The sequence below is a fragment of the Kitasatospora sp. CB02891 genome, assembly GCF_002803145.1.
Classification (GTDB): Bacteria; Actinomycetota; Actinomycetes; order Streptomycetales; family Streptomycetaceae; genus Kitasatospora; species Kitasatospora griseola.
Genome location: NZ_NNBO01000009.1, coordinates 267,368 through 294,097 on the forward strand (window position 1 = coordinate 267,368; position 26,730 = coordinate 294,097).

21 protein-coding genes are annotated in these 26,730 nt (G+C 74.0%); 10 read left to right on the forward strand and 11 right to left on the reverse strand.

The window, feature by feature from the left end; translation table 11 throughout:
• Nucleotides 1–136 precede the first annotated feature (136 nt).
• Nucleotides 137–6,031 (forward strand): TIR domain-containing protein, encoded by a 5,895-nt coding sequence (locus CG736_RS21600; RefSeq protein ID WP_100587831.1) that lies wholly within the window; start codon nt 137–139, stop codon nt 6,029–6,031.
• Between the two features lie 151 nt (nt 6,032–6,182).
• Here the strand turns inward: CG736_RS21600 and CG736_RS21605 are convergent, their stop codons facing one another.
• A complete protein-coding gene (locus CG736_RS21605; protein WP_100587832.1) occupies nt 6,183–7,094 on the reverse strand; it encodes a S41 family peptidase in 912 nt (303 codons plus the stop codon).
• A 57-nt stretch (nt 7,095–7,151) separates the two neighbouring features.
• Between CG736_RS21605 and CG736_RS21610 the strand changes: the two genes are divergently transcribed.
• On the forward strand, nt 7,152–7,685 hold the full coding sequence (locus tag CG736_RS21610) for a winged helix-turn-helix domain-containing protein (protein ID WP_100587833.1): 534 nt from the start codon (nt 7,152–7,154) through the stop codon (nt 7,683–7,685).
• A 35-nt stretch (nt 7,686–7,720) separates the two neighbouring features.
• Here the strand turns inward: CG736_RS21610 and CG736_RS21615 are convergent, their stop codons facing one another.
• From CG736_RS21615 to modA, 5 genes are all read right to left on the reverse strand, one after another.
• A complete protein-coding gene (locus tag CG736_RS21615; protein ID WP_100587834.1) occupies nt 7,721–8,629 on the reverse strand; it encodes a DMT family transporter in 909 nt (302 codons plus the stop codon).
• A 215-nt stretch (nt 8,630–8,844) separates the two neighbouring features.
• Complete coding sequence (locus tag CG736_RS21620) at nt 8,845–9,723, reverse strand: glycosyltransferase family 2 protein (RefSeq protein WP_100587835.1); 879 nt, start codon at nt 9,721–9,723, stop codon at nt 8,845–8,847.
• A 138-nt stretch (nt 9,724–9,861) separates the two neighbouring features.
• The gene (locus tag CG736_RS21625; RefSeq protein WP_100587910.1) at nt 9,862–10,932 is read right to left on the reverse strand and encodes an ABC transporter ATP-binding protein; all 1,071 of its coding nucleotides are present in this window, start codon (nt 10,930–10,932) and stop codon (nt 9,862–9,864) included.
• Complete coding sequence (locus tag CG736_RS21630) at nt 10,914–11,753, reverse strand: ABC transporter permease (protein ID WP_100587836.1); 840 nt, start codon at nt 11,751–11,753, stop codon at nt 10,914–10,916. The genes CG736_RS21625 and CG736_RS21630 overlap by 19 nt, the downstream gene beginning before the upstream one ends.
• On the reverse strand, nt 11,750–12,529 hold the full coding sequence (gene modA / locus CG736_RS21635) for a molybdate ABC transporter substrate-binding protein (RefSeq protein WP_100587837.1): 780 nt from the start codon (nt 12,527–12,529) through the stop codon (nt 11,750–11,752). Before modA ends, CG736_RS21630 begins: the two co-directional genes overlap by 4 nt.
• Nucleotides 12,530–12,801: 272 nt before the next feature.
• Between modA and CG736_RS21640 the strand changes: the two genes are divergently transcribed.
• On the forward strand, nt 12,802–14,178 hold the full coding sequence (locus CG736_RS21640; RefSeq protein ID WP_100587838.1) for a cytochrome P450: 1,377 nt from the start codon (nt 12,802–12,804) through the stop codon (nt 14,176–14,178).
• A 67-nt stretch (nt 14,179–14,245) separates the two neighbouring features.
• Here the strand turns inward: CG736_RS21640 and CG736_RS21645 are convergent, their stop codons facing one another.
• Nucleotides 14,246–15,121, reverse strand: coding sequence for a toxin-antitoxin system, toxin component (locus CG736_RS21645; RefSeq protein ID WP_100587839.1), 876 nt, complete (start codon nt 15,119–15,121; stop codon nt 14,246–14,248).
• A gap of 293 nt (nt 15,122–15,414) precedes the next feature.
• On the opposite strand from CG736_RS21645, the gene CG736_RS21650 reads away from it, so the two are divergent.
• The 6 genes from CG736_RS21650 to CG736_RS21675 all read left to right on the forward strand — a co-directional run bounded on the left by CG736_RS21650 (nt 15,415) and on the right by CG736_RS21675 (nt 20,619).
• Nucleotides 15,415–16,197 (forward strand): MHYT domain-containing protein, encoded by a 783-nt coding sequence (locus CG736_RS21650; RefSeq protein ID WP_100587840.1) that lies wholly within the window; start codon nt 15,415–15,417, stop codon nt 16,195–16,197.
• Between the two features lie 31 nt (nt 16,198–16,228).
• Entirely contained in the window at nt 16,229–18,658 is a 2,430-nt protein-coding gene (locus CG736_RS21655) for a nitrate- and nitrite sensing domain-containing protein (protein ID WP_100587841.1), read from the forward strand.
• Entirely contained in the window at nt 18,655–19,065 is a 411-nt protein-coding gene (locus CG736_RS21660; protein ID WP_100587842.1) for a roadblock/LC7 domain-containing protein, read from the forward strand. The genes CG736_RS21655 and CG736_RS21660 overlap by 4 nt, the downstream gene beginning before the upstream one ends.
• Before the next feature lie 104 nt (nt 19,066–19,169).
• Nucleotides 19,170–19,496, forward strand: a complete 327-nt coding sequence (locus tag CG736_RS21665) for a DUF742 domain-containing protein (protein WP_229848276.1) — start codon at nt 19,170–19,172, stop codon at nt 19,494–19,496.
• Nucleotides 19,477–20,067, forward strand: a complete 591-nt coding sequence (locus tag CG736_RS21670) for an ATP/GTP-binding protein (protein WP_043911071.1) — start codon at nt 19,477–19,479, stop codon at nt 20,065–20,067. Before CG736_RS21665 ends, CG736_RS21670 begins: the two co-directional genes overlap by 20 nt.
• A gap of 120 nt (nt 20,068–20,187) precedes the next feature.
• On the forward strand, nt 20,188–20,619 hold the full coding sequence (locus CG736_RS21675; RefSeq protein ID WP_100587843.1) for a CBS domain-containing protein: 432 nt from the start codon (nt 20,188–20,190) through the stop codon (nt 20,617–20,619).
• A 12-nt stretch (nt 20,620–20,631) separates the two neighbouring features.
• Here CG736_RS21675 and CG736_RS21680 read toward each other — a convergent pair whose 3' ends face one another.
• The 3 genes from CG736_RS21680 to CG736_RS21690 all read right to left on the reverse strand — a co-directional run bounded on the left by CG736_RS21680 (nt 20,632) and on the right by CG736_RS21690 (nt 22,337).
• On the reverse strand, nt 20,632–21,132 hold the full coding sequence (locus CG736_RS21680; protein ID WP_100587844.1) for a nucleoside deaminase: 501 nt from the start codon (nt 21,130–21,132) through the stop codon (nt 20,632–20,634).
• 70 nt (nt 21,133–21,202) lie between these two features.
• A complete protein-coding gene (gene cynS, locus CG736_RS21685) occupies nt 21,203–21,673 on the reverse strand; it encodes a cyanase (protein WP_100587845.1) in 471 nt (156 codons plus the stop codon).
• Between the two features lie 19 nt (nt 21,674–21,692).
• Nucleotides 21,693–22,337, reverse strand: a complete 645-nt coding sequence (locus CG736_RS21690) for a carbonic anhydrase (protein WP_100587846.1) — start codon at nt 22,335–22,337, stop codon at nt 21,693–21,695.
• A 125-nt stretch (nt 22,338–22,462) separates the two neighbouring features.
• Between CG736_RS21690 and cynR the strand changes: the two genes are divergently transcribed.
• Entirely contained in the window at nt 22,463–23,371 is a 909-nt protein-coding gene (cynR, locus tag CG736_RS21695) for a transcriptional regulator CynR (protein ID WP_100587847.1), read from the forward strand.
• 17 nt (nt 23,372–23,388) lie between these two features.
• Here the strand turns inward: cynR and CG736_RS21700 are convergent, their stop codons facing one another.
• Entirely contained in the window at nt 23,389–26,712 is a 3,324-nt protein-coding gene (locus CG736_RS21700; protein ID WP_157815688.1) for an NACHT domain-containing NTPase, read from the reverse strand.
• Between the last annotated feature and the right edge of the window lie 18 nt (nt 26,713–26,730).

Sequence of the window (26,730 nt, forward strand, 5' to 3'; positions counted from 1 at the left end):
AGGCCGCCGTCGGCCCGCCCGCGCGCCCGGCCGGTCGTCGACCGGGCCTCGGTCAACGGAGAGCACCCCGGAATCGCCCAAAAGCGTTGCGGGGAAAGACGGTTACTCCCGTCCGGGGCGGTCATATGTTCTCCGTATGGGGGCTCTTGACGCGATCCCGGGTGGCCCCGGGCCGATCGACTTCTTCATCAGCTACTCGCCGGCCGACGAACGCTGGGCGTCCTGGATCGCGTGGACGCTGGAGGAGGCCGGCTACCGGGCGTTCCTCCAGGCGTGGGACTTCGTCCCCGGCACCAACTTCGTCGACTTCATGGACCGCGGCATCACCGAGTCCGCGGCGGTCATCGCCCTGCTCTCACGCCACTACGAGCGCTCGCGCTACGGCCGGATGGAGTGGCAGGCCGCCCTGCGCGCGGACCCGGACGCCCCGGAACGCCGCCTGGTCACCGTCCGGATCGAGGACATCCCGGTGGACGGCCTGCTCGCCACCCTCACCTACATCGACCTGGTCGGCGTCAACGAACCGGCCGACGCCCGGCAGCTCCTGCTCACCCGGGTCGCGGCGGCCATGGACGGCCGCTCCCGGCCCGAGCTGCGCCCCGGCTACCCGGGCGGCGCGCTCGGCCCCGCCGACGCACCCGGCACGCTCTCGCCGGCCGCCCGGACGCCGGCCGCCGCACCCGGGGCGGCCGGCGCCGCCGGCCGGACGGCCCGGCGCAGGCCGTCCGTCCAGCCCGAGTACCCGCTGGCGGCCGGCCGGGCCGGCGGGGGCGAGGCGGTGACGGTGCTGCACCTGGCCGGCCCCGGGTTCGGCCGGGGCAACGACCCCGCCGACCTCCAGGCCGCGGTCTGGGGCGACCTGGTGGAGCTCGCCGACTTCGGCGCCCCCGCGCCCGAACTGGTCGTGGTCACCGGCGACCTCACCGCCTCGGGCAGCCCCCGCGAGTGCGAGCAGGCGCTCTCCTTCCTCAGCGGGATGCGCACCCTGCTGGGCCTGGAGCCGCACCGGGTGGCGATCGTCCCCGGCGGACAGGACGTCAGCCAGGCCGCCTCGCGCGCCTACTTCGCCACCTGCGAGGCCGACGAACTGCGGCCGGCCCCGCCGTACTGGCCCAAGTGGCGGCACTACTCACGGCTGTTCCAGGAGTTCTACCAGGGCCTGGACGTGGTCTTCGACAGCGCCCAGCCGTGGACCCTCTTCCCCGTCCCCGAACTGGGCGTCGTCGTCGCCGGCCTGAACTCCTCGATGGCCTGGTCCCACCGGCCCGACGACCGGTACGGCTGGCTGGGCCCCGAACAGGCGGCCTGGTTCGCCCAGGCGCTGCGCCCGTACGAGAACGACGGCTGGCTGCGGATCGGCGCGATGCGCCACCCGGTGGCCGCCGCCCACCCCACGCGCGGCGGACCGGCCGACGAACCGCTCCGCGACGCGGACCGGTTCACCCGGCTGACCGCGCCCCGGCTCAACCTGCTGCTGAACGGCCCGGCCGCCGCGCGCAGCGGCGTCGGGACGCTGGCGACCTCGGCCGGCGAGGTGACCGTGCTCGCCGCCCCGGCCGCGGGCGGCCACCAACTGCTCCGGCTCACCCGCGAGGGGCTGACCCGCTGGTCCGACCCGGGCGCCGAGCCCCTGCGGGCGGCCGTCCCCTGGCGCCGGGCCGGGCGGGTGTTCCCGGCGCCCGTACCGGCCGACCGGGCCCCGACCGTCGAACCGCCGCAGGTGGCCGAGGCCCGCCCTGCCGCCGGGGCGGAGCGCGAGGTCCGCAGGCTGGCCTCGCCGCTGGACACCCTGCTGGCCCGGGTCGCCGAGGTGTGCCGCACCCGCCACCGGGGCGCCCAGATCCGCGAGGTGGCGGGCCCCCCGCCGCAGCTCTTCGTGACCTGGGCCGAGTCCGGCCTGGTCCGCCAGCAGCGGGTGGCCGTCAGCGTGCGGACCCCGACGCCGGAGGACGTCGACCGCTTCATCGACGAGGTGCACGCCGACGGCGCCGCCCCGGACGCCGAACTCGTCCACGACGGCCCGCCGCCGTCCCTGGCCCTGCGCGAGCGGGCCCGCCGCCGCGGGGTGCGGCTGCGCAGCTTCCTGGAGTTCCAGGGCCTGCTGGACCTGCGCGACTACGTTTCGGCCCAGAGCGAGCGGCTCGCCGCCGACAGCCAGTACCAGCCCGGCCTCTACCTGCCGCAGCGCTACCGCGACGCCGAACGGCCCGGCGCCGAGGAACGCGACGGCCTGGTCGACGAGCTGCTCCGGCTGCTCGACTCCGACCACGGCCGGTTCGTCCTGCTGCTCGGCGACTTCGGCCGCGGCAAGACCTTCGCCCTGCGCGAGACGGCCCGCCGCATCCCCACCGAACTCCCGTACCTGACACCGCTGTTCATCGACCTGAGCGCACTCGACAAGGCGCACTCGCTGGACGGCCTGGTGGCCGCCCACCTGACGGAGCACGGCATCGACTCCCTCGACCTGCGGACGTTCCGCTACATGCTCCGGCAGGGCCGCGTCGTGCTGCTCTTCGACGGCTTCGACGAACTGGTCAACCGGGTCAGCTACGAGCGCGCCGCCGACCACCTCCAGGTGCTGCTGGACGCCGCCGTCGACAACGCCAAGATCGTCGTCACCAGCCGGACCCAGCACTTCCGCTCGCACGAACAGGTGCTGACCGCGCTCGGCGAACGGGTCGGCCTGCTTCCGCAGCGCAGGCTGGTCGCCGTCCAGGACTTCACCCCGCACCAGATCCGCAGCTACCTCGCCAACCGGTACGGCGACCCGGATGCCGCCGCCCGCCGGATGCGGCTGCTGGAGGCCATCCCCGACCTGCTCGCGCTCTGCCGCAACCCCCGGCTGCTCAGCTTCGTCGCGGACCTCGACCACGACCGGCTGCGCACCGTCGCGGGCGCCGGCCGGGCGCTCAGCGCCGCCGGCCTCTACCAGGAACTCTTCACCTCCTGGCTGCGGTTCGAGGAACGGCGCGGCGACGGTGGGCCGGGCGCCGCCCCCGGCCTGCGCCTGGAACAGCTCTGGCAGGCCGTCACCCTGCTCGCGGTGCGGCTGTGGGAGAGCGGCCGCACCGCCATCTCGCTGGACGAGATCGTCGACATCGCCGGGGTGCTCAGCGGCCTGGCCGACAGCCCGATGCCCACCCCGCAGGTCGCGCACGCCGTCGGCTCCGGCAGCCTGTTGGTCCGCTCCGACGAGGGCATGTTCCACTTCATCCACGGCTCGGTGGTGGAGTGGCTGGTGGCCCGGGCCGCCGCGGCCGCCCTGGCGAGCGGCGATCCGGAACTGCTCGCCCGCGGCCCGCTCAGCCGACTCGCCGTCGAGTTCCTCTGCGACCTCGCCGACCGCCAGGCCTGCCAGAACTGGGCCCGCTCCGTCCTGGACGGCGCCCAGGACAGCGGCGAGGCGGCCCGGCTCAACGCCATCAAGGTGCTGGACCGCCTGCGGGTCCCCGCGCACACCGTCCTGCGCGGCGCGCCCCTGGCCGGCGAGGACCTCTCGCACCGCGACCTGTCCGGCGTCGACCTGTCCGGCGCGGACCTGACCGACGCCCGCCTGCTCGGCGCCGACCTGTCCGGCGCCGACCTGCGCGGGGCGACCCTGGCCGGGGCCCGGCTCGACTCCGCCGACCTGTCCGGCGCCGACCTGCGCTCGGCCGACCTGCGCGGCGCCCGGCTGCTCGGCACCGATCTGCGCGGCGCCCGCCTGCAGGGCAGCCGCTGGCAGCGGGCCGCCCTGATCTCGGCCGTCACCGATCCGGAGGTGATGGCCGCGCCGGAGCTGCGGGCCGCCGCGATCGCCCCGGGACTGCCCGTCGAGGCCGGGTTCAGCCCTTCGGAGGTGGGCGTCCCGTACGGCTTCGACGTGCGCTCCACCCGGCTGCCCGAGCCCGTCGCCTTCAGCCCCGACGGCCGACTGCTCGCGGTCGGCAGCGAGGACGGCAGCGTGCTGGTCTGCGACGCCGTCACCGGAGTCGCCCTGCGCACCCTCAAGGACCACAGCGGGCGGGTCTACGCGGTCAAGTTCGCCGGCGACGTGCTGGCCACCGGCAGCGCCGACGGCACCGTCCGGCTCTGGGACCAGGTCTCCGGGGAGTGCCGGCACCGCCTCGACGTCCACCCCGGCGGCGTCTGGCCGGTCTCGCTCGGACCGGACGGCCGACTGGTCGCCACCGGCGACCCGGACGGCGTCGTCACCCTCTGGGACACCGCCACCGGCCGCCCGCTGCACCGCCTGCGCGGCCACGCCGCGCCCGTCTACACGGCGGTGTTCAGCCCCGACGGCACCCTGCTGGTCACCGGGGACTCCGGCGGCGGAGCCCGGCTGTGGTCCACCGCCACCGGCCGTCGGCGCGCTGTGCTCCCCGGCCACCGGGGCACCGTCTACCGATCCGCGTTCAGCCCGGACGGCGCCCTGGTCGCCACCGCCGACGGCGGCCACGACGACGGCGTCGGCGGCAGCGTACGGATCTGGGACGCCGCCGGGCGACGCCTGCTGCACACCCTGTCCGGCCATGCCGGACGGATCTACACCCTCGCGTTCCACCCCGACGGCGACCTGCTGGCCAGCGGCGACACCGAAGGCCAGGTCCGGCTCTGGAACCCGCTCGACGGCACGCCCGCCGAACGGCTGGAGGACTCGGCCGGCAAGATCTACCAGGTCACGTTCGACGAGGCCGGCACCCGGCTGGCCGCCAGCGACAGCGACGGCGGGGTGCGGATCTGGCAGGTCTCCCGGGCCATCCGGGCCGACGGCGCCGGCCGGCCGGGCCGCGCCCCGGCGACCCGCAGCGGCGGCTACAAGGTGGCGCCGCTGCGCCGCCAGCCGCCCGAGCACCGGGGCTCGGTCTGGGCGTGCCGGTTCCGTCCCGGCGCGGGCCGGGGGAGCGCGGAGACCGACGCGCTGCTGGTCACCGGCGGCAACGACGGGCTGGTCCGGCTCTGGGACCCGGCCTCCGGCCGCAGCCGCCAGCTCCTGCGCGGCCACGGCCGCCGGATCGGCTCGCTCAGCTTCAGCGGTGACGGCGCCCTGCTCGCCGCCGGGGGCAACGACGGCGTGGTCCGGCTCTGGGAGCCCGCCACCGGCCGCCGGCTGCGCGAGCTCTCCGGCCGCAGCAGCCGACTGGTCTCCGCCGAGTTCAGCCCGGAGGAGACGGTCCTCGCCACCGCCACCAACGACGGCGACCTCTGCCTCTGGAACGCCCGGAGCGGCGAGTACCTGCGCGAGATGGACATGGAGACCGAACACGTCTGGGCCGAGGCGTTCAGTCCCGACGGCGTCCTGGTCGCCACCGCCAACGACGACGACACCGTCCGGGTCTGGTACCGCCGCACCGGGGCCCACCTCACCACCCTGCGTGAGCACCGGGGACGGGTCCGCTCGATCGCGTTCAGCCCGGACGGCCGACGCCTGTTCACCGGCTGCGACGACCACCGGGTCAGGATCGCCGACCTCGGCACCGGCCGGGTCGAGGCCGAACTCGACGGCCACACCGACCGCGTGTACGCCGTCTCACTGGCGCCCGACGGCTCCTGGCTGGCCAGCGCCTCCTGGGACGGCACCGCCCTGATCTGGGGCGACGGCGTGGTCCGGCACCGACTGGCCGGCCACATCGGGCGGCTCTGGACCGCGGCCGCCCACCCCTCCCGGCCGCTGCTCGCCACCGCGGGGGACGACCGGGTGGTCCGGCTGTGGGACCCGCGCACCGGCGAGGAGCTGGCCGGCCTGCGCGGCCACACCGGCCGGATCCTCGCAGTCACCTTCAGCCCGGACGGCTCGCTGCTCGCCAGCGGCGGCGAGGACGGCACCGTACGGCTCTGGCGGATCCGCCCCGACGGTCGGCCCGCCGCCCTGGCGACGCTGCTCGGCTCGCCCGACGGCTGGGCGGCGCTGCTGCCGTCCGGCGCGTACAAGTGCGAAGGCGATGTCGCCGGGGAGTTCTGGCACGCCGTCGGCATGTGCCGGTTCGAGCCCGGCGAGCTGGATCCCCACCTCCCGGGCGTCCACCGGCTCCCCCCGGAGGCGGAGCTGTGAATCGGCGTCGCGCCGGTCTTCCGCCGGCCCGGTGACTTCCACCGGCTGCACCGCCGTCGCCGACCACCCGGCCCCGCACTCCGATTGACGCCGCATCAGCCTACGAGGGCGGCGCAGCCGGCGGGGCGGGGTCAGGTGCGGCCGGAAGGGTTCAGGCCAGGCGTGCCGCGGCCCGGGCCAGCGCGCGGTCGAGCGCCGCGTCGGCGTGGCACGGCACGTCGGGCCGGACGCCGGTGCCCTCCCAGTTGGCGCCCGAGACCGGGTTGACCGCGCGGGCGACGGGCACGGAGAGCTCCAGGTTCGGGTGCACCGTCCAACCCTCGCGCGGGTGCGCGCCGCCCCGGGTGGTCTCGCCGACGATCTCGGCGCGGCCGAGCTGCTGCAGGTCGTAGGCGAGTTCCTCGCCCGCGGAGAAGGTGTTCCCGCTGGTCAGTACGTAGAGCGGCTTGCTGCCGCCGAAGCGGGCGCCGGGGACGAACGGGGGCGTCCAGGACTGCTCGGCCACCTCTCCCTGCCGCGACAGCATGGTGTTGAGGTGGGTGCGGCCGTCGAGCAGGTAGCCGCAGACGAAGGCGACCGTGTCCGGATCGCCGCCGACGTTGCGGCGCAGGTCCAGGACGAGGGCCCGGGCCGGTGCCACCAGGGAGAGCGCCGCCGCCAGCGGCTGCGCCGCCCAGTCCAGCGGGAACATGTTCGGTGCGATCTCCAGGACCGCGATGCCGTGGTCGAGGAGTTCGACCCGCGGAATCCCGCCCAGGGTCGCGTCGAACTCCCGGCGCATCGCGGCCAGGGCCGCCGCGCCCCGCTCCGGCGGCGCGGGCACCGCGTGGTACTTGAGGGAAAGGTGCAGGTCGCCGTTGACCGACCGCAGATCCGTCGTGACCGTTTCGGCCAACTCCTGGGCGGATTCGGTCCGGTAGCACCCCTCGGCGAGGCGGCTCAGGAGCAGCGCCGCCAACTGCCCGGCCGTGTCGGGGAAGACGTAGTGCTCGGCGACCAGGTCGGCGAGCGACTCGACGACGGCGTCGGTGTCCAGCGTGGGCCGCGCGGTGGTGGAGGTCATGACAGGGAGTAGAGCAGTGGCTTGCCAAAGCGTCAAACATGCTTAACGCTTGATCTGATGAACAATCAACCCAGCGGCGACGTCCAGCAGATCAGCACCTCCGCGCAGCACACCGCGCTGGCCCATCCCGTGCGCCAGCGCCTGCTCTTCGCCCTGAGCGCCCGGCCGTCGACGATCAGCCGGCTCGCCGCGCAGCTCGGGGTGAACAAGGGCAGCGTCTCCCACCACCTCAGGGTGCTGTGCGAGGCGGGGCTGGTCCAGGAGGCGGGGACGCGACGGGTGCGCGGCGGCACCGAGAAGTACTACCGGCGGACGGCCGAGCGGCTCTTCGTCGCCGAACCGCGCGCCGAGGGCACGGCCGCGCTGCTCGGCGCCGTCGCCCAGGAGTTGGAGCGCTCGCCCGTCGAACACGTCCTGACGCTGCGTCACATCCGGCTCAGCCCCGCCAGAGCGGCGCGGCTCGCGGAGACGTTGGCCGCACTGGTGGAGGAGACGGAGGAGGACCCGGAGGGCGAGCCGGTGCACGGCCTGCTGGTGACGCTCTACCAGCAGGCCGGGGCGCAGGCGCCGGGCGGCCCGAAGGCCGGGTGACCGGATCCGGCCCGCCCGACCTGACGGGCGTTGGCTCAGGCGGCCCGCAGCTCCGCGCGGGCCAGCGCCACCACCGACAGCAGCAGCACCGCCGTGCCGAGCAGTGCGGACGGCGTGAGCGGCTCGTCCAGCACCGCGGCGGCGATCACCGTCGCGCTCAGCGGCTCGATCAGCGCCACCACGGATGCGGTGGCGGCGCGGATCACCGCCGCGCCCGCGAAGTACAGCGCGTAGGCGAGGGCGGTCGGCACCGTCGCCAAGTACCCGAGCAGCAGCAGCGTGGACGGCAGCGCGTGCGCCGTCGGCAGCAGGCCCTCGGCGTACCCGAACGGGGCCAGGCAGGCCGCGCAGATCGCGAACGACCAGAGCGTGGTGACCGCCGGGTCGTCCGCGGCGCCGGTGCGGGCCCAGTGGCGGGTGGCCACGGTGATGGCCGCGTACCCGGCCGCCGAGGCCAGCGCCCAGGCCAGGCCGCGCGGCTCCACCCCGGCGTCCGCCCCGCCGCCGAGCACCAGCACCGCCAGGCCCAGCAGCGCCCCCGCGATCGCCGACACCCCGGCCCGGCCCAGCCGTTCGCCCATCAGCAGCCGTCCGCCGAGCGCCACCATCACCGGCGCCGAACCCAGCGTCACGACCGTGGCCACGGCCAGGCCCGTGTGCCGGACCGCGAGGAAGTACGCGGCCTGGAACAGCGTCAGTCCCAGGCCGTTGAACAGGATCCGGACCGGCCCGGGCCGGGACCGTCCGCCGCCACGGCCGACCCGCACGGCCAGCAGCACCGCGGCGCCGCCGAGCGAGCGCCAGAACGTCAACGCGAGCGGTCCCAGGCCGCTCTGCCGGAACAGCAGCGCGGCCGCCGCCCCGGCGGTGCCCCAGGCGGTCGCGGCGAGTGCGACGTACAGCAGGCCCCGCCGCGCGGGCAGGGCGGAGTGAAGCGAGAACACGGGTGAACTCCCGAAATGCCGTCATGGTCAATGGCCACGGAAGCGGGCAGCCCACACCGTCCCGGGACGCCCGCCGTCAACGGCGGTCTCCGGGCACTCGTTCGACGATCGGCCGGCCTGCCCGCTCAGACGGCGGGAGGAGGCAGCACACCACGATGCACGCCGACCACTCTACGCACCCCCGCCCGCCCGGCCGCCGAACAGGAGGGAGGACGTCAGATCAGGGGCGGGCGGCCGAGGCGGGTGAGGCGCCAGACGGTGTGCCAGCGCATCGGGTGACGGGGCGGGCAGGAGGTGCGCAGGCCCTCGGCGAAGCCGGCGAACCAGGAGGCGAGGCCGGGGAGGGAGCGGGTGCGGACGAGGGTGAGCAGCAGCCACGTGGCGAGGTAGAGCGGGACCAGCGGCGCGGGGAGGCGGCGCTTGGCCAGCCAGACGCGGTTGCGGGCGGTGTAGCGGAAGTAGACGGCGTGCCGCGCCGGGGAGGTCTTCGGGTGCTGGAGGACCACCTGCGGGTCGTACTGGATGGTCCAGCCGTCGTCCAGGGCGCGCCAGGCGAGGTCGGTCTCCTCGTGGCCGAAGCGGAACTCGCCCGCCCACAGGCCGGTTCGGCGCAGCATCGGCACCGAGAGGGCGTGCCCGCCGCCGAGGAACGCGGTGACCAGGCCGGCCCGCATCGGGTCGGACGCCCGCAGGCGCGGGACGTGGCGGCGCTGGGTCTCGCCGTGCTCGTCCGCGATCCGGAACGCGACGATCCCCAACTGCGGCTCGGCGGCGTACCGTTCGGCGACCCGCCGGAACACGTCGTCGGCGATCAGCAGCCCGTCGTCGTCCAGCTCCACCACCACGTCGACGTCCCCGGCGTCCAGCAGCGCCTGCAGCCCGACGTTGCGCGCTCCCGGGCAGCCCGGGTTGTCGGCGAGCGGCAGCTTCTGCAGCCCCGGCCGGTCGACGTCGGTGAGCGGGCAGGCACTGCCGACCAGCACCACCCGCTGTGCGGGCAGGTCCTGCCGGTCCACCGAGTCCAGCAGGGCGGCGAGTTCACGCGGGCGGTTGCCCATGGTGACGATCACGACGCCGATCCGTGGTGCGCTCATCAGCTGGACTCCGGTGCGGGACGGGCAGGTTCGGCCCCGATGGTAGCCGGTGCCGGAGGGCCGGTCGGCCGTCGAACGCGTCGGCGGTCCGGCCTCCGTTGCACCGTCCGAGCAGGGCGGGCAGGGCGGCTCGGGAGGTCAGGCCGGGTAGGCGTGGGTCTGGGTGGCCTTGACGGCGGCCCAGACCCGAGTGCCGGGGGTGAGGTCGAGGTCGGCCGCGGCGGTGGGGGTGAGGTCGGCGGCGAGGGGGAGCGGGCCGGCGAGGTCGACGCGGAAGCGGTCGCCGTGGAGGTCGAGGCCGGCGACGGTGCAGGGGAACAGGTTGCGGGCGCTGGTCTCGGGGCGGTGGCGGTGCAGGGTGACGGCGTCGGGCGGGAAGGCGACGAACGCGGGGCCGGTCAACTCCTCGTCGGTGGCGAGGACCTGTCCCTCGGGAAGGGTGACGCGGCGGCCGTCCGCGACGCCCTGGTACAGGTTGAGGCCGACCAGGCGGGCGATGTAGTCGGTGCGCGGGCGGCGGGCCACCTCGGCGGGGCGGCCGGTCTGGACGACCCGGCCGGCCTCGATGACGACCAGGCGGTCGGCGAGCACCATCGCGTCCAGCGGGTCGTGCGTGACGAGGACCGCGACGGCCTCGAACTCGGCCAGGTGACGCCGGAGTTCGGCGCGGACGTCGAGCCGGGTGCGGGCGTCGAGCGCGGCCAGCGGCTCGTCGAGCAGGAGCAGGCGGGGGCGGACGGCGAGGGCACGGGCCAGGGCGACGCGCTGGGCCTGGCCGCCGGAGAGCTTCGCGGGGCGCCGCCCGGCGTGCTCGGCGAGGCCCATCCGCTCCAGCCAGGGCAGCGCCTCGGCGCGGGCGGCGGCGCGGCGAAGTCCCTTGCAGCGCAGGCCGAAAGCGACGTTGTCGAGCGCCGACAGGTGCGGGAAGAGCAGGTAGTCCTGGAAGACCACGCCGATCGGACGCTGCTCGGCGGGACGGAAGACGTCGGCGGCGGGAGAGTCCAACCGCTCGCCGTACAGCGTGATGTGACCGTCCGTCAGCGGGAGCAGCCCGGCGAGGGCGCGCAGCGCGGTGGACTTGCCGGCGCCGTTCGGGCCGAGCAGTGCGACGACCTCGCCGGGCTGCGCGGAGAGCGCCACGTCGAGGGTGAACGCGCCGCGGCCGACGCGCAGTTCGGCATCCAGAGTGGTCACGGGGCGGACATCCAGCGGTCGCGCAGTCCGGCGAGGACGGCGATGGAGACCGTGAGCAGGATCAGGCTGAGCGCGATGGCCGCCTGCGGGTCCGACTCCATGGCGAGGTACACGGCCAGCGGCATGGTCTGGGTGCGGCCGGGGAAGTTGCCGGCGAAGGTGATGGTCGCGCCGAACTCGCCCAGCGCGCGCGCCCAGGCGAGCACCGCGCCGGCCCCGATGCCCGGGGCGACCAGCGGCAGGGTGACCCGGCGGAACGCGGTCAGCCGGGACGCCCCGAGGGTCGCGGCGGCCTCCTCGTAGCGCGGATCGGCGGCGCGCAGCGCGCCCTCCACGCTGATCACCAGGAACGGCATGGCGACGAAGGTCTCGGCGACGACGACGCCCGCGGTGGTGAACGGGAGGGTGATGCCGGTCGCCGCGTCCAGCCAGCGCCCGACGATTCCGGCCCGGCCGAGCACCAGCAGCAGGGCGACGCCGCCGACCACCGGCGGCAGCACCAGCGGCAGGGTGACCAGGGCGCGCAGCAGCCGGCGGCCGGGGAAGTCGGTGCGGGCCAGCAGCCAGGCCAGCGGGACGCCGAGCAGCAGCGAGACGCCAGTGGCCGCGGTCGCGGAGATCAGCGACAGCCGCAGCGCCTGCCAGACCTCGGGGCCGGTGAGCAGCGCGGGCAGCGCGCTCCACGGGGCGCGGATCAGCAGGCCGAGCAGCGGCAGCACGAGGAAGGCGAGGCCGAGCAGGGCGGGCAGCAGCAGCGCGCCGGGGACGCGGGTGGCCCCCCGGGGCCGCCGCCGGCCCCGGGGGTGTGGTGCGGGAGTGGTTCGGGACGTGCTCACGGCACCTGGAAGCCGGCCTCGGTGAGCACCCGGCGGGCGTCCATGGAGTTCAGGTAGCCGAGGAACGCGGCGGCGCCGTTGGCGTTGGGCGCCTTGCCGAGGGAGACGACCGGGTAGTCGTTGACGGCCTGCGCGGACTCGGGGAACTCCACGCCGTCGATCTTCGCGGCGTCCGCCTTCACGTCGGTCCGGTACACCAGCGAGGCGTCCACCTCGCCGAGTTCGACCTTGGTCAGCGCGCCCTTGACGTCCTGCTCGTAGGTGGCCGGGGTGACCTCGACGCCGGCGGCCTTCAGCGCGGTGACGGCGGCGGCGCCGCACGGCACCTCCTTGGCGCACAGCGCGGTCTTCACCCCGCCGAGGTCCTTCAGGCCGCCGATGTGCTTCGGGTTGCCCTTGGCGACGGCGATCTCCAGCGTGTTGCGGACGAACACCCTCGGGTCCTCGCCGGTCAGCTTGGCGTCCGTGACGGTCTTCATGGTGGCGGGGCTGGCCGCGGCGAACACGTCCACGGGCGCGCCGGAGACGATGCTCTGGGCGAGCGCCGAGGAGCCGCCGAAGTTGAAGCTCACCTTGGCGCCCGGGTAGGCGGCCTCGAAGCGCTTGCCGAGCTCGGTGAAGGACTCCTTGAGCGAGGCCGCCGCGAACACCGTCACCGTGCCGTCGACTTTGGGGGCGCCGTTGTTCGACGGCGGGTTGTTGGCGGTGCACGCGGTCAGCGCCGCCGCGAGGGCGAGCACGGCGGTGGCGGCGAGGAGGCTTCTGGCGCTGCGCATGGATGGGTTCCCCTGGTCGTGGTGAACGGTCGCGGCACATTGTCGGGGGCCGATCAGCCGATCATAGTGCCGCAGCTGCGGGGCCCAACAGGGCAGCCCCCTCGCATCAGCGACCTTAAGGCGAACTTAAGCGCCGCATGTGCCTCAACTCAAGCGCCGCTTTAGGCCGGGGCGAAGATCCTCGCCACACCCCGATCGGCCAGGACATACTGACGCATTGTCAGCGAGCCTCCACTGTCCGGAGGTTCGCCCGCCGATGGAGGGGGAACTCCATGACCGCGACCACCCGCGTGCCCGGCCCCGCCGGACTGCCGCTGATCGGCTCGCTGCTCGATCTCCGACGCAGTTCGCTCGCCACCTACCTCGCCGCCCGGCGCGACCACGGCGACGTGCTGCGGATCACGGCCGGCCCGCCCGGGCTGCGCGCCGAGATCTACCTGGTCGCCTCGCCCGAGGGCGTCCAGCAGGTACTGGCCACCGAATCGGCCAACTTCCGCAAGGACAACGTCTTCTACAGCGAGATCAGGGAGAGCTTCGGCAACGGCCTGCTCACCGCCCAGGACGAGGACTACCTGCGCCAGCGCCGCCTGGTCCAGCCGCTGTTCACCCGCCGCCGGGTCGACCAGTACGCGGACGCCATCGGGGTCGAGGCCGAGTCGCTGGTGGAGCGCTGGGCCACCGCCCCCGACGGGACGGTGGACGCCGCCGAGGAGATGTCCCGGTTCGCGCTGCGCACCGTCGCCCGGATCCTGTTCGGCCAGGACGTCGAACAGGCCGTGGAGACCGTCCACGACGCCTTCCCGGTCCTCGGTGCGTTCGTCCGCTCCCGCGGCTTCTCGCCGGTCCGGCTGCCGCGGGAGTGGCCGCTGCCCGGCCACCGCAAGGCGCTGGAGGCTGAGCGCACCCTGTACGCCGTGTGCGACGGGATCATCGAGCGGCGCGCCGCCGAGGGCGTCACCGAGGAACGGGACGGGGAGGACCTGCTCGGCCTGCTCGCCAGGGCCCGCGACGAGGACGGCAACCAGCTCGACGCCACCGAGCTGCGCGAGCAGGTGCTGATCTTCCTGCTGGCCGGCCACGAGACCACCGCCACCTCGCTGACCTTCGCCCTGCACCTGCTCGGCAAGCACCCCGAGCAGCAGCGCCGGGCCCACCAGGAGGTCGTCGAGCTGCTCGCCGACGGCCGCCGCCCCACCGCCGCCGACTACCCGAAACTCCCGTACCTGACCCAGGTGCTCAAGGAGGCGATGCGGCTCTTCCCGGCCGCCCCCTCGATCGGTCGACGGGCCGTCGAGTCCACCGTGGTCGGCGGCGTCGAGATCCCGGGCGGCGCGGACGTGCTGGTCGCTCCGTACGTGACGCACCGCCACCCCGACCACTGGGAGGACCCGGAGCGCTTCGACCCCGACCGGTTCACCCCCGAGCGGGAGGCCGCCCGGCACCGCTACGCCTGGTTCCCGTTCGGCGGCGGCCCGCGCGCCTGCATCGGCCAGCACTTCTCGATGCTGGAGTCGGTGCTCGCACTGGCCGTGCTGCTGCGCGAGTTCGAGATCACCGCCGTCGACCAGGACGTCCCGCTCGGCCAGGGCATCACCCTGGAGGTCCGTGGTCCGGCCCGGGTGAAGCTGAGCCGCCGTCAGGAGCGTTAGCGAACAGCGCACCGCCCGCTCCCGGGAGTGGAAAGGGGGAGCGGGCGGTGCGGGCGGCTCAGGTGGTTCAGGTGGTTCCGGTGCTGGCGTGGGTGAGCTTCACCAGGCAGAGCGTGACCGGGTGGGATCCGCTCTCCCGGACGAGCCGGCTGTCGCTGTCGGGGTAGGCGTCGCAGACGTCGTCGGTGGTCGCGGTGGAGCGGCCGACCACCTTGGAGTCCGCGTTCGCGGCGCCGCAGTCGACCACGACGATGAACGTGCGGGTGGAGCCGCCGACCTGGTGCAGGCAGTCGCCGACCTTCACGTTCGCCGGGTCGACGGCGCTGGACGTGGGGGTCGGGTAGGGGCTGAGGTACACCCGGGTCGGGGTGGGGCCGGTGCTCGTGTCGCTCCAGGAGTGGCCGCCGTTCCAGACCAGGGCGGAGATCAGCAGCACCGGCAGCAGCAGGCCGAGGATCTCCACCCGCTTCCACAGCGGACGGCCCACCGGCATCGGGGTGGCCGGCGCGCCCGGCAGCGGCGCGGGCAGCCGGCGGACCTTCGACCAGGCCGCCAGGTTGCTCAGCATGGTGATCGGGTTGATCAGCATCGAGCCGATGCCCCACCAGCCCTGCCACAGGCTGTTCGAGGTCATCCGGCGCACCGACGCGAGACCGCAGTCGCGGCAGAACGGGCCCCGCAGCTTGAGGAAGCGCATGAGCACGATGAAGCCCTGGTGGCCGCGGACCGTGGCCTCCACGGCCGGGACCGAACCGCAGAAACGGCAGAACGGGCCGTGGAACTGCGGCTGCGGGGCGGCAGCGGTCTCGGCGCCCGGAGCGGCGTACGAGGCAATGGTCTCGGCACCCGGGGCGGCATACGTGGGAGCGGTCTCGGCACCCGGGGCGGCGTACGCGGGAGCGGCGAACGCGTCGGCCGGCGGGGGCGGGACGGGATTGGGCACGTAGATCCTCGAATTGATGTTCCAACTGGGAAGCACGCGGAGATTAGCGGGTCCGGCCGACAGCCCGCACCTCGAATAGTCGTCGGCATCGCGGGGACATGCGGCAGGCATAGGCCGCGGGCCCATTCGAGCACATCGCCCCCACAATGCGTGGTGCTTTTCAGATCTTCTGGTGACCATCTCTCAACTCTGGGTAGCGTCCAGCGTCCCCGGATCACAAGAGCCATGGCACCCGGGAGCCCTGAACAACACCAGAGTGGGCGAGCGCCGCCGGGCACTCGCGGGAGGCACCCATGGGATCGATGGACCACTTCAGTTTCGGCTGGCTCACCCCAGTCCTGTCCTACGCGATGGCCTGCGTGGGCGCCGCCCTCGGCCTGCGGTGCACCCTGCGCGCGCTGTCCGCCACCGGCGCCTCCCGCCGCAACTGGCTGCTCACCGCCGCCGCCGCGATCGGCTCCGGCATCTGGACCATGCACTTCGTCGCCATGTTCGGCTTCACGGTGAACGGCACCGAACTGCGCTACGACGTCCCGCTGACCGTGCTCAGCCTGCTGGTCGCCGTCGCCGTGGTCGGCCTCGGCGTCTTCGTCGTTGGCCACGGGCGGCACCGCGGCCGCAGCCTGCTGCTCGGCGGCCTCACCACCGGCGTCGGCGTCGCCGCCATGCACTACCTCGGCATGGCCGCCGTCCGCATCCACGGCGAACTGCAGTACCGCTTCGGCACCGTGGCGCTGTCCGTGCTGATCGCCGTCGCCGCCGCCACCGCCGCACTCTGGGCCGCCATCACCATCCGCAACGTGTACGCCGCGGCCGCCGCCTCCCTGGTCATGGGCATCGCCGTCAGCTGCATGCACTACACCGGCATGGCCGCCGTGCACGTCCACATGGAACCCGCCCGCACCGGCCTCGGCGGCGCCACCCCGATGCAGTTCGTCTTCCCGCTGGCCGTCGGACTCGGCTCCTTCCTGTTCCTCACCGCCGCGTTCGTCTCGCTCTCCCCGACCGCCCAGGAGAGCGCCGCCTACCGCGAAGCCGGCGAACTCGCCGTCGAGGAACTCGGCCGCGCCGCCTGACTGCCCGCCACCCCCCGAAAGGCCGCCCCCCATGCGCCCACCCCGAGGCACCTCCCGCAGCGGACCACCCGCCCCCAGCGCACCGCGCGGTCCCGCCCGCGGCCGGCCCGGCGCCCCCCGGCGCGGCGCCCACGCCGGACCGCCCGCCGACGAAACCCCGCTGCCCACCGCCCCGTTCACCCGGACCGACCTGCGTCCGCGCACCGTCCGCGCCCGGATCGTCGCCGTGCTGATGCTCCCCGTGGTCGCCCTGATGGCGCTGTGGTCGTTCGCCGCCGTCAGCACCGCGGGCGACGTCTCGGACCTGCTGCGGATCAAGGACGTCGACGCCGCCCTGCGCGCCCCCCTCGACCGCACCGTCACCGCCCTGCAGGCGGAACGCGCCGCCGCCGGACAACTCCTCGCCACCACCGGCCCCGACGCCGCCCGGGACGGCGAACTGCGCGCCGCCGCCCAGAACACCGACCGCGCCGCCGCCCCGCTCAGCCTCGCCCCCGGCTACAACCGCGCCGACGCCGAAGGCCTCGGCGGCGAACCCGCCGACCGCCTCGACACCCTCACCCGCTCCCTCGCCGGACTCCCCGTGCTGCGCCTCCAGATCCTCGGCCACGGCGTCCGCTGGGACGACGCCTACAGCGCCTACACCGCCGCCGTCGACCACGCCCTCGCGGTGGCCGGCTCGCTCACCGCGCTGCAGGACCACCGGGTCGCCGCCGACGCCCGCGCGCTGCTCGAATTCGCCCGCTCCCGCGAACAACTCGCCCGCGAGGACGCCCTGTTGCGCGCCGCCGCCCGGGCCGGCCGACTCTCCGACGGCCAGTACCGCGCCGTCCTGCAGGCCGGCTACGCCCGCAGCCAGTTCGAACAGGCCTCCGCACCGGACCTGCGCCCCGCCGACCGCACCGCGCTGGCCGCCGTCACCACCGGCCCCGACTACCGGGAACTGCGCCGCTACGAGGACGCCGCGCTCGCCGCCGACGGCCCTGCCGCCGCCCTCGCCGCCGTCCCCGCCGACCGCTGGACCACGGTCGCCGCCACCACCGCCCACGACCTCGCCGCTGTCGAACAGCAGGCCGGACAGACCGCCGCCGAACGCTCCGACCCGTACGCCCTGGGCCTGTTCACCACCTCCGGCGCCACCGTGCTGCTCGGCCTGCTCGCCGTCCTCGCCGCCCTGCTGATCTCCGTCCAGGTCGGCCGCGGCCTGGTCGCCGAACTGCACGCCCTGCGCAACGCCGCACTCGAACTCGCCGGACGCAAACTCCCCGCCACCATGCGGCGGTTGAGGTCCGGCGCGGAGGTCGACGTGGACGCCGAGGCGCCGCTGCGGGAACACGGCGGCGACGAGATCGGCCAGGTCCACCGGGCCCTCGACAGCGTGCAGCGGGCCGCCGTCACCGCCGCCGTCGAACGCGCCGAGGTGCTCTCCGGCGTCTCCGGCGTCTTCGTCAACCTGGCCCGCCGCAGCCAGGTCCTGGTGCACCGTCAACTCACCCTGCTGGACGCGATGGAACGCCGCACCGAGGACCCCGCCGAACTCGACGACCTGTTCCGGCTCGACCACCTCACCACCCGGATGCGCCGCCACGCCGAAGGCCTGATCATCCTCTCCGGCGCCGCCCCCGGCCGGGCCTGGCGCAAACCCGTCCCGCTCACCGACGTGGTCCGCGCCGCCGTCGCCGAGGTCGAGGAGTACGCCCGGGTCGACGTCCACCGCCTCCCGCCCGCCGCCGTCACCGGCCCGGCCGTCGCCGACCTCACCCACCTGATGGCCGAACTCGTCGAGAACGCCACCGGGTTCTCGCCCCCGCACACCAAGGTCCACATCCGCGGCGAACAGGTCGGCACCGGCTACGTGGTGGAGATCGAGGACCGCGGCCTCGGCATGGGCCCCGAAGCCCTCGCCGACGCCAACCGGCGGATCGCCGCCAGCGACCAGGTCGACCTGTTCGACAGCGACCGGCTCGGCCTGTTCGTGGTCAGCCGACTCGCCAAGCGCCACGGCGTCAAAGTCGCCCTCCGCCCGTCCGCGTACGGCGGCACCACCGCCGTCGTGCTGCTGCCGACCGACCTGCTCGACCTGCGGGCCGGCGAGCCGGAGCAGCTTGACAGCCATGTCGAACCCGCCTACCCCGCAAGGCCGTTGACCCCGCCACCGCTGTCCGGTCGGGCCACCGCCACCGCCCTCGCCGAACCGCCCGCGCCGCAGCTCCCGGCCGTGCCGTGGCTCGCGCTTCCCGCCGACGGCGACGACCGGCTCCCGCGCCGGGTACGGCAGGCCAGCCTCGCGCCGCAACTGCGCGAAGCGCCCGCACCGGTCCGGCCAGGGCTGCGCCCCGCCGCGCCCGCCGAACGCGACCCGGAGCAGGCCCGCACCGCGATGGCCGCGTTCCAGCGCGGCTGGGCCCGCGGCAGCGCCCCCGACCCGCACCCCCTGGACCGAGGAGACCTCGACCGATGATCGGCACCGCCCAGCACAGCGGCGAACTCAACTGGCTGCTCGACGAGTTGATCACCCGCACCGCGCACGTCAAGTTCGCCGTGGTGCTCTCCGCCGACGGCCTGTCGATGGGCAACTCCAGCGGCCTGGCCCGCGAGGACACCGAGCACCTGGCCGCCGTCGCCTCCGGCTTCCACAGCCTCGCCAAGGGGGCGGGCCGGCACTTCGACGCCGGCCAAGTGCGGCAGACCATGGTCGAGTTGGAGCGCGGCTTCCTGTTCGTCGCGGCCGCCGGCCAGTCCTCCTGCCTGGCGGTCTTCGCCGGACCCGACGCCGATCTCGGCCTGGTCGCCTACGAGATGGCCCGCCTGGTGCGCCGGGTCGGCGAACACCTGCACGCCGCCCCGCGCGGCCACCGGGAGGGGTGAGCCCGTTGGCCTACCCGCCGCGCCGCTACCTGCCCGGCTCCCCGTTCGGCTACCCGCCGCCGCCCGAGCGACCCGTCCAGTGGTACGACGAGGCCGCCGGGCCGATGGTCCGCCCGTACGCGCTCACCAAGGGCCGCACCCGCCCCGGCCAGCCCTTCGACCTGATCGCCCTGGTGGTCACCGACGTCCCCGACCCCGCCGTTCTGCCGATCGGCCCCGAACAGGCCGCCATCCTGCACCTGTGCCTGGGCAACGCGCTGTCCGTCGCCGAGATCGCCGCCGACCTCGACCTGCCGCTCGGCGTGGTCCGGGTCCTGCTCGGCGACCTCCTCGACGCCGAACTCGTCCGGGTCAGCCGCCCCGTCCCGCCGGCCCTGCTCCCGCACGAGCACATCCTCCAGGAGGTCATCCATGGACTTCGCGCGCTCTGACACCGACCTCGCCCTGAAGATCCTGGTGGCCGGCGGCTTCGGCGTCGGCAAGACCACCCTGGTCGGCGCCGTCAGCGAGATCAAACCCCTGCGCACCGAAGAGCAGTTGACAGCGGCCGGCACCCACGTCGACGACCTCGGCGGCGTCGAACGCAAGACCACCACCACCGTCGCCATGGACTTCGGCCGGATCACCATCCGCGAGGGCCTGTCCGTCTACCTGTTCGGCACCCCCGGCCAGGACCGCTTCTGGTTTCTCTGGGACGAACTCGCCCAGGGCGCGCTCGGCGCCGTCGTCCTCGCCGACACCCGCCGCCTCACCGACTGCTTCCCCGCCGTCGACTTCTTCGAGCACCGCGGCATCCCGTTCGTGGTCGCCGTCAACCACTTCGACGGCACCCGCGCGTTCGCGCCCGAGGAGGTCTCCCGGGCCCTCGACCTCGACGGCGAGACCCCCGTGGTGCTGTGCGACGCGCGGGAACGGGGCTCGGGAAAGACCGTGCTGATCAACCTCGTTGAGCACGCCGGGAAGGTGCACGCGGCCAGAGTGCTGGCACGGGCCGGGAGTTGACCGCGGGGGCGCATCGTCGGCATCGCTCCCGGATCGGTTCGAATCGCGGGGACCGATGCGCGGGGAGAACCTGGACGAGGGGCACAGCCAGACGTAACCAGCAGTAACCAGGAGGACGGCATGACCACGGCCAAGGACATCATGCATCCGGGTGCCCACTGGATCACCAAGAGCGACACACTCCTGCACGCCGCCCAGCTGATGCGCCGGTTGAACGTGGGCGCGCTGCCCGTCGGCGACGAGACGCACAGTGAACGGCTGTGCGGGATCATCACCGACCGGGACATCGTCGTGAAGTGCGTCTCGGAAGGGCTCAGCCCGGCCGAGTGCACGGCGTCCGACATCATCGAGGGCACCCCGCGCTGGATCGACGCGGACGCGGGCGTCGACGACGTCCTGCGCGAGATGGAGAGCCACCGCATCCGCCGACTCCCCGTGATCGAGAACAAGCGGATGGTCGGCATGATCAGCGAGGCCGACCTGGCCCGGCACCTCCCCGAGCACCAGCTCGCCGAGTTCGCCGAGCACATCTACGCGGCGAACCCGGTGTAGCGGGCCCGTCGGTCAGCCGGCGGCGGGGGCGCCCGCGACGCGGCGCTCACCGCCGTTGCGCTGCTGCCACAGGCGGTAGACGTCGACCGCGTCCTCGCGTTCCTGGTGGCGCATCGGCAGTCGGCGCTCCTGCCACGGCTTGGCGAACTCCTCGTAGAACGAGTTCAGTTCGAAGTACTTGCGGTCGTCGACGTAGTGCGGCTCGTACGCGTCGCGGGTGGTCAGGAAGACGACCTCGTCCGGCGAGCAGTAGTACAGCGAGCCCAGGCACATCGGGCAAGGGTGGGCCAGCACGTAGATGGTGGCGCCGGTCAGGTGCTCGGTGCCGAGCTTCGTGCACGCGTCGCGGATGGCGAGGATCTCCGCGTGGGCGGTGGGGTCGCCGGTCTGGGCCACCTTGTTGGGGCTCTCGGCGAGGATCTCGCCGTCCCTGACGATGACGGTGGCGAAGGGGCGGCCGCCTTCCAGGACGTTCTGGCGGGCGAGGTCGATGGTGCGCTGGGCGAAGTCCACGGTGGCTCCTGGCAGTTGGGGGCGGGGCGGACCGGTCGGTGCGGTCCGCCCCGGTGGCGTGCTGGTCGACTCAGAACGGCTTGGTGGGGAGGTACTTGCCGTCGAGGGTGATGACGGCGCGCTCGCCGCCGTCCGGGTCGGCGACCTTCTTGACGTCGAGCCTGAAGTTGATGGCGGAGATGATGCCGTCGCCGAACTGCTCGTGGACCAGGGCCTTGAGGGTGGTGCCGTAGACCTGGAGCATCTCGTAGAAGCGGTACATGGTCGGGTCGGTGGGGATGCGGTCGGGCATCGAGCCGCGGACCGGGACGCTCTGGAGCAGTCGGGTGTCGTCCTCGTCGAGGCCGAGGAGCGCGGCGACGGCCTCGGCGGAGTCCTGGGGGAGCGGGTGCTGGCCGAGGACGGCGGCGGTGGTGAAGGCGACCGAGAGGCCGGAGGCGTCGGCGATCTGCTGCCAGGAGAGGTCCTTGCGGGCCTTGGCGTCGACGGCCTTGGCGGCCAGGGCCTCGCGGGCGGTCTGGTTGAACTGGGACTGGATCACGGTGGCTCGGTTCCTTCGGTCAGGCCGCGATCGCGGCGGAGGAGCGGTCGTCGGACGCGGCGCGGTCGGACGGGGTGAGGTCGGACGGGGTGAGGTCGGACGCGGTGAGGTCGTCGATGCGGCCGGTCGGGATGTCGTAGACCCAGCCGTGCAGGGCGACCTTGTGCTCGTTCAGTGCGCGGGCCACCGAGGGGTGGGTGGCGAGGTTCGCGAGCTGGGCGAGGACGTTCTCGCGGACCAGTGCCGGGACGTCGCCGTCGGCGGCGGTGCGGGCCAGCGAGGAGTCCGCGTGGCGCAGCCAGGAGGCGACGGCGGGGGCGCCGGTGAGGTCGTGGCCCTCGGCGAGGGCGGTCATCGCGCCGCAGGCGGAGTGGCCGCAGACGATGATGTCCCGCACGTTCAGGGCCGCCACCGCGTACTCGATGCTGGCGGAGATGCCGTCGGCCCCGAGGGTGTGGGCGGGGACGAGGTTGCCCGCGGTGCGGACGACGAACAGGTCGCCGGGTTCCGTGCCGGTGATCAGCTCGGGCACCACGCGGGCGTCGGAGCAGCTGATGAACAGCGTGTCCGGGGTGTGGTGCGTGGCCAGGTGGGCGAAGAGTTCCTTCTTGGCCGGGAAGACGTCGCGCTGGAAACGGGCGACGCCGTCGGTGATGTCCTGCATGGTCACTCCCTTCGAGTGAGTGCCGGCCCCGGTGGGCTGGTGAGATCCACCATGCATGACCTGTGCTCATAGCGTCCAAGAGTCGTTGGCCATGGTCTCCATTGGTCGTATCTATAGTGCTGTCCATGGCTTCCGTCGAACTGCGTCACCTGCGCTACCTGCTCGCCGTCGCCGAGCAGGGGAACTTCACCCGCGCCGCCGAGGACCTGCACATCTCGCAGCCCACGCTCTCCCAGCAGATCAAGCAGCTGGAGAAGACCGTCGGCGTCCAACTGCTCGACCGCACCGGCCGCACCGTGCAGCTCACCGACGCCGGCGTCGTCTACACCGAACACGCCCGGCGCGCGCTGCGCGACCTGGCCGCCGCCGAACGCGCCGTCCACGACGTCCAGGACCTCACCCGCGGCCACCTGCGCCTCGGCGTCACCCCCACGTTCACCGCCTACCTGATCGGCCCGCTCACCGCCGAACTGCACACCCGCCACCCCGGCGTCGGCCTCACGCTCACGGAGACCACCCAGGACCGCATCGAAACCGCCCTGCTCGCCGACGACCTCGACCTCGGCATCGCCTTCGCCGGCACCCACCTCCCCGGCCTGTCGGGCACCGCCCTGTTCACCGAGACCCTCAGCCTGGTGACCGGCGCCGAACGCGCCCGGACCATGCCCGGCCCGCTACCCGTCGCCGCCCTCCAGCGCGAACAACTCGCCCTCCTCACCGGCGACTTCGCCACCCGCGGTCACATCGACGACTACTTCGCACAGCATCGGACCACTCCCCGCATCTCGGTCGAGGCCAACTCCATCCAGGCCCTCACCGAGATCGTCCGCCGCACCGACCTGGCCACCGTCCTCCCCGACGCCGTCACCGACGACCACCCCCACCTCGCCCCCGTCCCCCTCGACCCGCCCCTGCCGACCCGCACCGTGACCCTGCTCCACCGCGAGGGCGCCTACCGCAGCGCGGCAAGCCGGGCGTTCACCCGGCTGACGCACGACCTGGTGCGGGCACGGGGGTACGCGCCGGTGGGGTAAAGGGACTGGTGGGGGCGTCAGTTGATGCCCTGGACCCGGGGCGGGGCCTGGCCGTCCTGCAGCAGGAGCGCCGAGGCAGCCAGCCACGAACGCAATTGGGAGGCCAGCGGCCAGGACGTCAGCGGCTGGGCCTCCACGGCCTCGGCGATGGCCGTCATCAGGTCGGTATCGGACGTCGGCGGCGGGGCCACCCCCAGCACGCGGAGCTCGGCGCCGGACACCGCCACCCGGTCGACGGTGACGTCGAAGGACTCGACCAGCTCCGCGGCCGATCGGTCGTGCTCGGCGAGGACGGGGCCCAGCGACTCGTGCCCCAGGACGCGGTAGTGCTGAAGGGCCTGGACGCCGAAGGCCTCGAAGGCCGTGTGGCCGGTCCGGTCCCAGGCGACGACAGCTGCGCGGGTCGAGGTGTCGAGGGCCGCCATGGTCCGGTCGACCAGCCCGGCCACCGTGTGCCGGGAGTCGCCGTCGGTCAGGACCCAGCGTTGGAGCAGCGCCAGCCCCGTCAACAGGCTCGTGCCGCGTGAGCGGACGGCCCTCGCGGCGGCGCGCAGAACGATCTCGGCCGCCCCGTCGGACCGGTCGGCCGCGGTCACCAGGATCTGGGCGATCCCCTGGAAGGTCGGGTTCATCGGGCCGTCCAGTGCTTCACAGGCGTGGGCGAGCAGCAGCCGGTGGTGCCGGGGGTGCGCGCGGGCGAGATCGTCCTCGACCAGGGCGGCGGCCAGCGAAAGGCCGGGGCGGAGGGTCATCGCCACCCGATCCTCGGTGTCGGCGTCGCGCAGGACGGCCAGCAGCCCGTCCCGCAGGTGCGGGCGCTGGCTGAAGATTCCGGCGGCCGCCAGCAGCCAGGTGTGGTGCCAGTCGGGTCGGCCCGCGAGCTGCTGGAGCCGCGGCAGGATGTCCGCCTCCGGGCCGGAGATCAGCGCCTTTGCGGCCATGAACTCCTGGAGGCTGCGCACCTCGAAGCCGACCTGGCCCGCCTCGGGAGCGACCAGCAGCACCAGCCGCTCGGTGGCCGCGTCGAGGAGCTGCGGGGCCAAGTCCGCTGCCTGTGACGGGTCTTCGGTCTCCTCGACCATTCGGGTGCGGGAGCGTTGGCGCAGCTCCCACTCCGGCATGACGGAATCGAGCTCGCCGGCCTGCCCGGCCCGGGACTGCAGGGTCAGGCCGACGTACTGGTGCATCCAGTCGATGTGCCCCTTGTGCTCGGCCAGCAGTCGGCCGGTCTCCCCGGGCTTGTCGACTTCGCGCGCGTAGATGGTCGAGTAGTACGCCTCGAAGAGCTCGAACCGGTTCTGCGGCATCCTGGTCCGGCGTTCCACCAGCAGCGACATGATGGTCACCTGGAGCGGACTGCTCATCAGGCGGGCCGTGTTGGGCTGCTGCGCGGCCTCGCCGAACCGGGCCACGACCGCCCTGCGCATCTCCGGGTCGTCGGCGTGCCGGGCGTCCGCGAGCCGCTGCGCATAGTGCCGGGCGGCTTCCGGGGACAGCGGGGACAGCCGCAGTTGCTGGAAGTCGCCGACGTGGAACTCGCCCCGGTAGCCCTGCGGGCGGGTGGTCGCCAGGATCAGGTGGTCCGCGTCCAACTGGCGTACGTGGAGCAGGAAGTCCTCGATCGCCATCATCACGTCCTCGCGAACCTCGGGCGAGGCGACCTCGTCCAGCCCGTCCAGGACCAGGAACCACGGCCAGTGGGCCAGCCACTGTTCGAGACGTTCGGTGCCGAGCCTGCCATTGAGCTGACGGCCGATCCGAGACGTCAGGTAGCGCAGGATGCTGCGGTCGCCGCCGGTGGCGAGGTGGTTGGCGAAGTCGTGCAGCGCGATTCGGATCGGCCAGCGGCGCACGCGCGGGAGGGGGATCCCGGCCGCACTGAGGTCGTTGCGCAGGGCATGCAGCAGGACGCGTGTGCTGGACGACAGGTACACCGAGTCGTCCTTGCCGAGCAGGGACACGCGGTAGGCCTGGCAGATGAGTTGGCCGAGGGTGCTCTTGCCCTGGCCCGGCCCGCCGATCAGGGCCACGTCCAGCAGGCCGGCCTCCTTCGGCCTGCTGGACGGGCGCAGCATGTGGTCGCCGCGCTCGATGACGAAGCGCGCGCTCTGCACGGTGACTTCCGTGTCCGGTGCCGGCGTGGTGGCCTCCAGGTCGATGGCCACCGTGCCCAGGCTCAGGCGCTGCCGGTCGCCCTCGGCGCCGGCCTGGCCGAGCCGGACCCACTGGTCGCTGAGGAGTTCGGTGGCGGTGTGCGCATGGACGAGCCTGGCGGTCATTCCCGCCGCCACTCCGTCGAGGAACTCGCTGACCCGGGTGGGCGTGTCGATGGGACTCTGGGCGAGCCTGGCGGTCGTTCCCGCGGCCACTCCGTCGAGGAACTCGCCGACCTGGGTGGGCGTGTCGATGGGGGTGACGAATCCCGCGTACAGGCGGCGCAGTTCGGGATGGGCGTGCAGCCGGGCCCGAACGTCCTTCTGATGCCAGATCCGGAGGCCCCGGAGCTCGCGGGTCGCCAACTGGCGTGCCCGGGGCGTGTCGTCGTGCGGGGGCCGGAGCCCGGCCTCGGAGTCGGGCGTGCCCGGGAGGTTGGTGCACACCAGGACCCGGTGGGCGGGAATGCCGCGGCTGCCGAGATCCGCCGCGAGCTCGGCCAGCCAGGCGACCGGGATCCGGGTGCCGGACCAGGCGGTCGGGCGAACGAAGCAGACGGCCACTTCGTGGCCGTCCGGGAGGCTCGGACCGTTCGGCTCGGTGTGGTCCACGGCGACGGGCTCGCCCGCCTCGGCGCGCGCGAGCAGTCGCACCAGCCGCCCGAACTCCCGCTCGCCGAGCTGATCGAGGTCGTACTCGGGGACGGGGGAGGGAGCGGTCGGCTCCGGCGCCCCGAAGGTCTCGGCGGGGGTCGTCAGCGGTGCTTCGCGGGCCGCCTCCGCCAGGCCGGTCCAGTACTGCCGGGTGCGCGGCGGGCGGCCCGCCGTCCCGGACCAGAGGCGGACCAGCGCCCACAGCGCGTCCGCGCTGTCCGCAGCCGGCGCCTGCGCCTGCCGGACGTCCTTCGGCACCCAGTCGCTGACCCGCTGGCCCCGGAAGTCGGCGATCCCGTACGGCGGTTGGCGCAGCGCCCGCTCGATCTCGGCCTGCGAGAGCGGGCGCAGGCCCTGCGTCCGCCGCACCGCGTCGGCCTCGGCCTTGAGGGCCGCGAGTTCGGTGTGCAGACGTTGGCGAGGGTCGAGCGTGGCGATCGGAGTGCTCCCTGTTCGGATGCGGCCGAATGCCCGCCCGTTCCACCCGGTGCGGGCGGGTGCGGGCAGCGCCGCTACCTGGAGCGTAGCGGCCAACTCGCCCGCACCGCCCGG

Coding starts and splice junctions, on each gene's coding strand:
- CG736_RS21600 (WP_100587831.1), top strand. CDS start 137: ATGGGGGCTCTTGACGCGATCCCGGGTGGCCCCGGGCCGATCGACTTC.
- CG736_RS21605 (WP_100587832.1), bottom strand. CDS start 7,094: ATGACCTCCACCACCGCGCGGCCCACGCTGGACACCGACGCCGTCGTC.
- CG736_RS21610 (WP_100587833.1), top strand. CDS start 7,152: ATGAACAATCAACCCAGCGGCGACGTCCAGCAGATCAGCACCTCCGCG.
- CG736_RS21620 (WP_100587835.1), bottom strand. CDS start 9,723: ATGAGCGCACCACGGATCGGCGTCGTGATCGTCACCATGGGCAACCGC.
- modA (WP_100587837.1), bottom strand. CDS start 12,529: ATGCGCAGCGCCAGAAGCCTCCTCGCCGCCACCGCCGTGCTCGCCCTC.
- CG736_RS21640 (WP_100587838.1), top strand. CDS start 12,802: ATGACCGCGACCACCCGCGTGCCCGGCCCCGCCGGACTGCCGCTGATC.
- CG736_RS21650 (WP_100587840.1), top strand. CDS start 15,415: ATGGGATCGATGGACCACTTCAGTTTCGGCTGGCTCACCCCAGTCCTG.
- CG736_RS21655 (WP_100587841.1), top strand. CDS start 16,229: ATGCGCCCACCCCGAGGCACCTCCCGCAGCGGACCACCCGCCCCCAGC.
- CG736_RS21660 (WP_100587842.1), top strand. CDS start 18,655: ATGATCGGCACCGCCCAGCACAGCGGCGAACTCAACTGGCTGCTCGAC.
- CG736_RS21665 (WP_229848276.1), top strand. CDS start 19,170: ATGGTCCGCCCGTACGCGCTCACCAAGGGCCGCACCCGCCCCGGCCAG.
- CG736_RS21670 (WP_043911071.1), top strand. CDS start 19,477: ATGGACTTCGCGCGCTCTGACACCGACCTCGCCCTGAAGATCCTGGTG.
- CG736_RS21675 (WP_100587843.1), top strand. CDS start 20,188: ATGACCACGGCCAAGGACATCATGCATCCGGGTGCCCACTGGATCACC.
- CG736_RS21690 (WP_100587846.1), bottom strand. CDS start 22,337: ATGCAGGACATCACCGACGGCGTCGCCCGTTTCCAGCGCGACGTCTTC.
- cynR (WP_100587847.1), top strand. CDS start 22,463: ATGGCTTCCGTCGAACTGCGTCACCTGCGCTACCTGCTCGCCGTCGCC.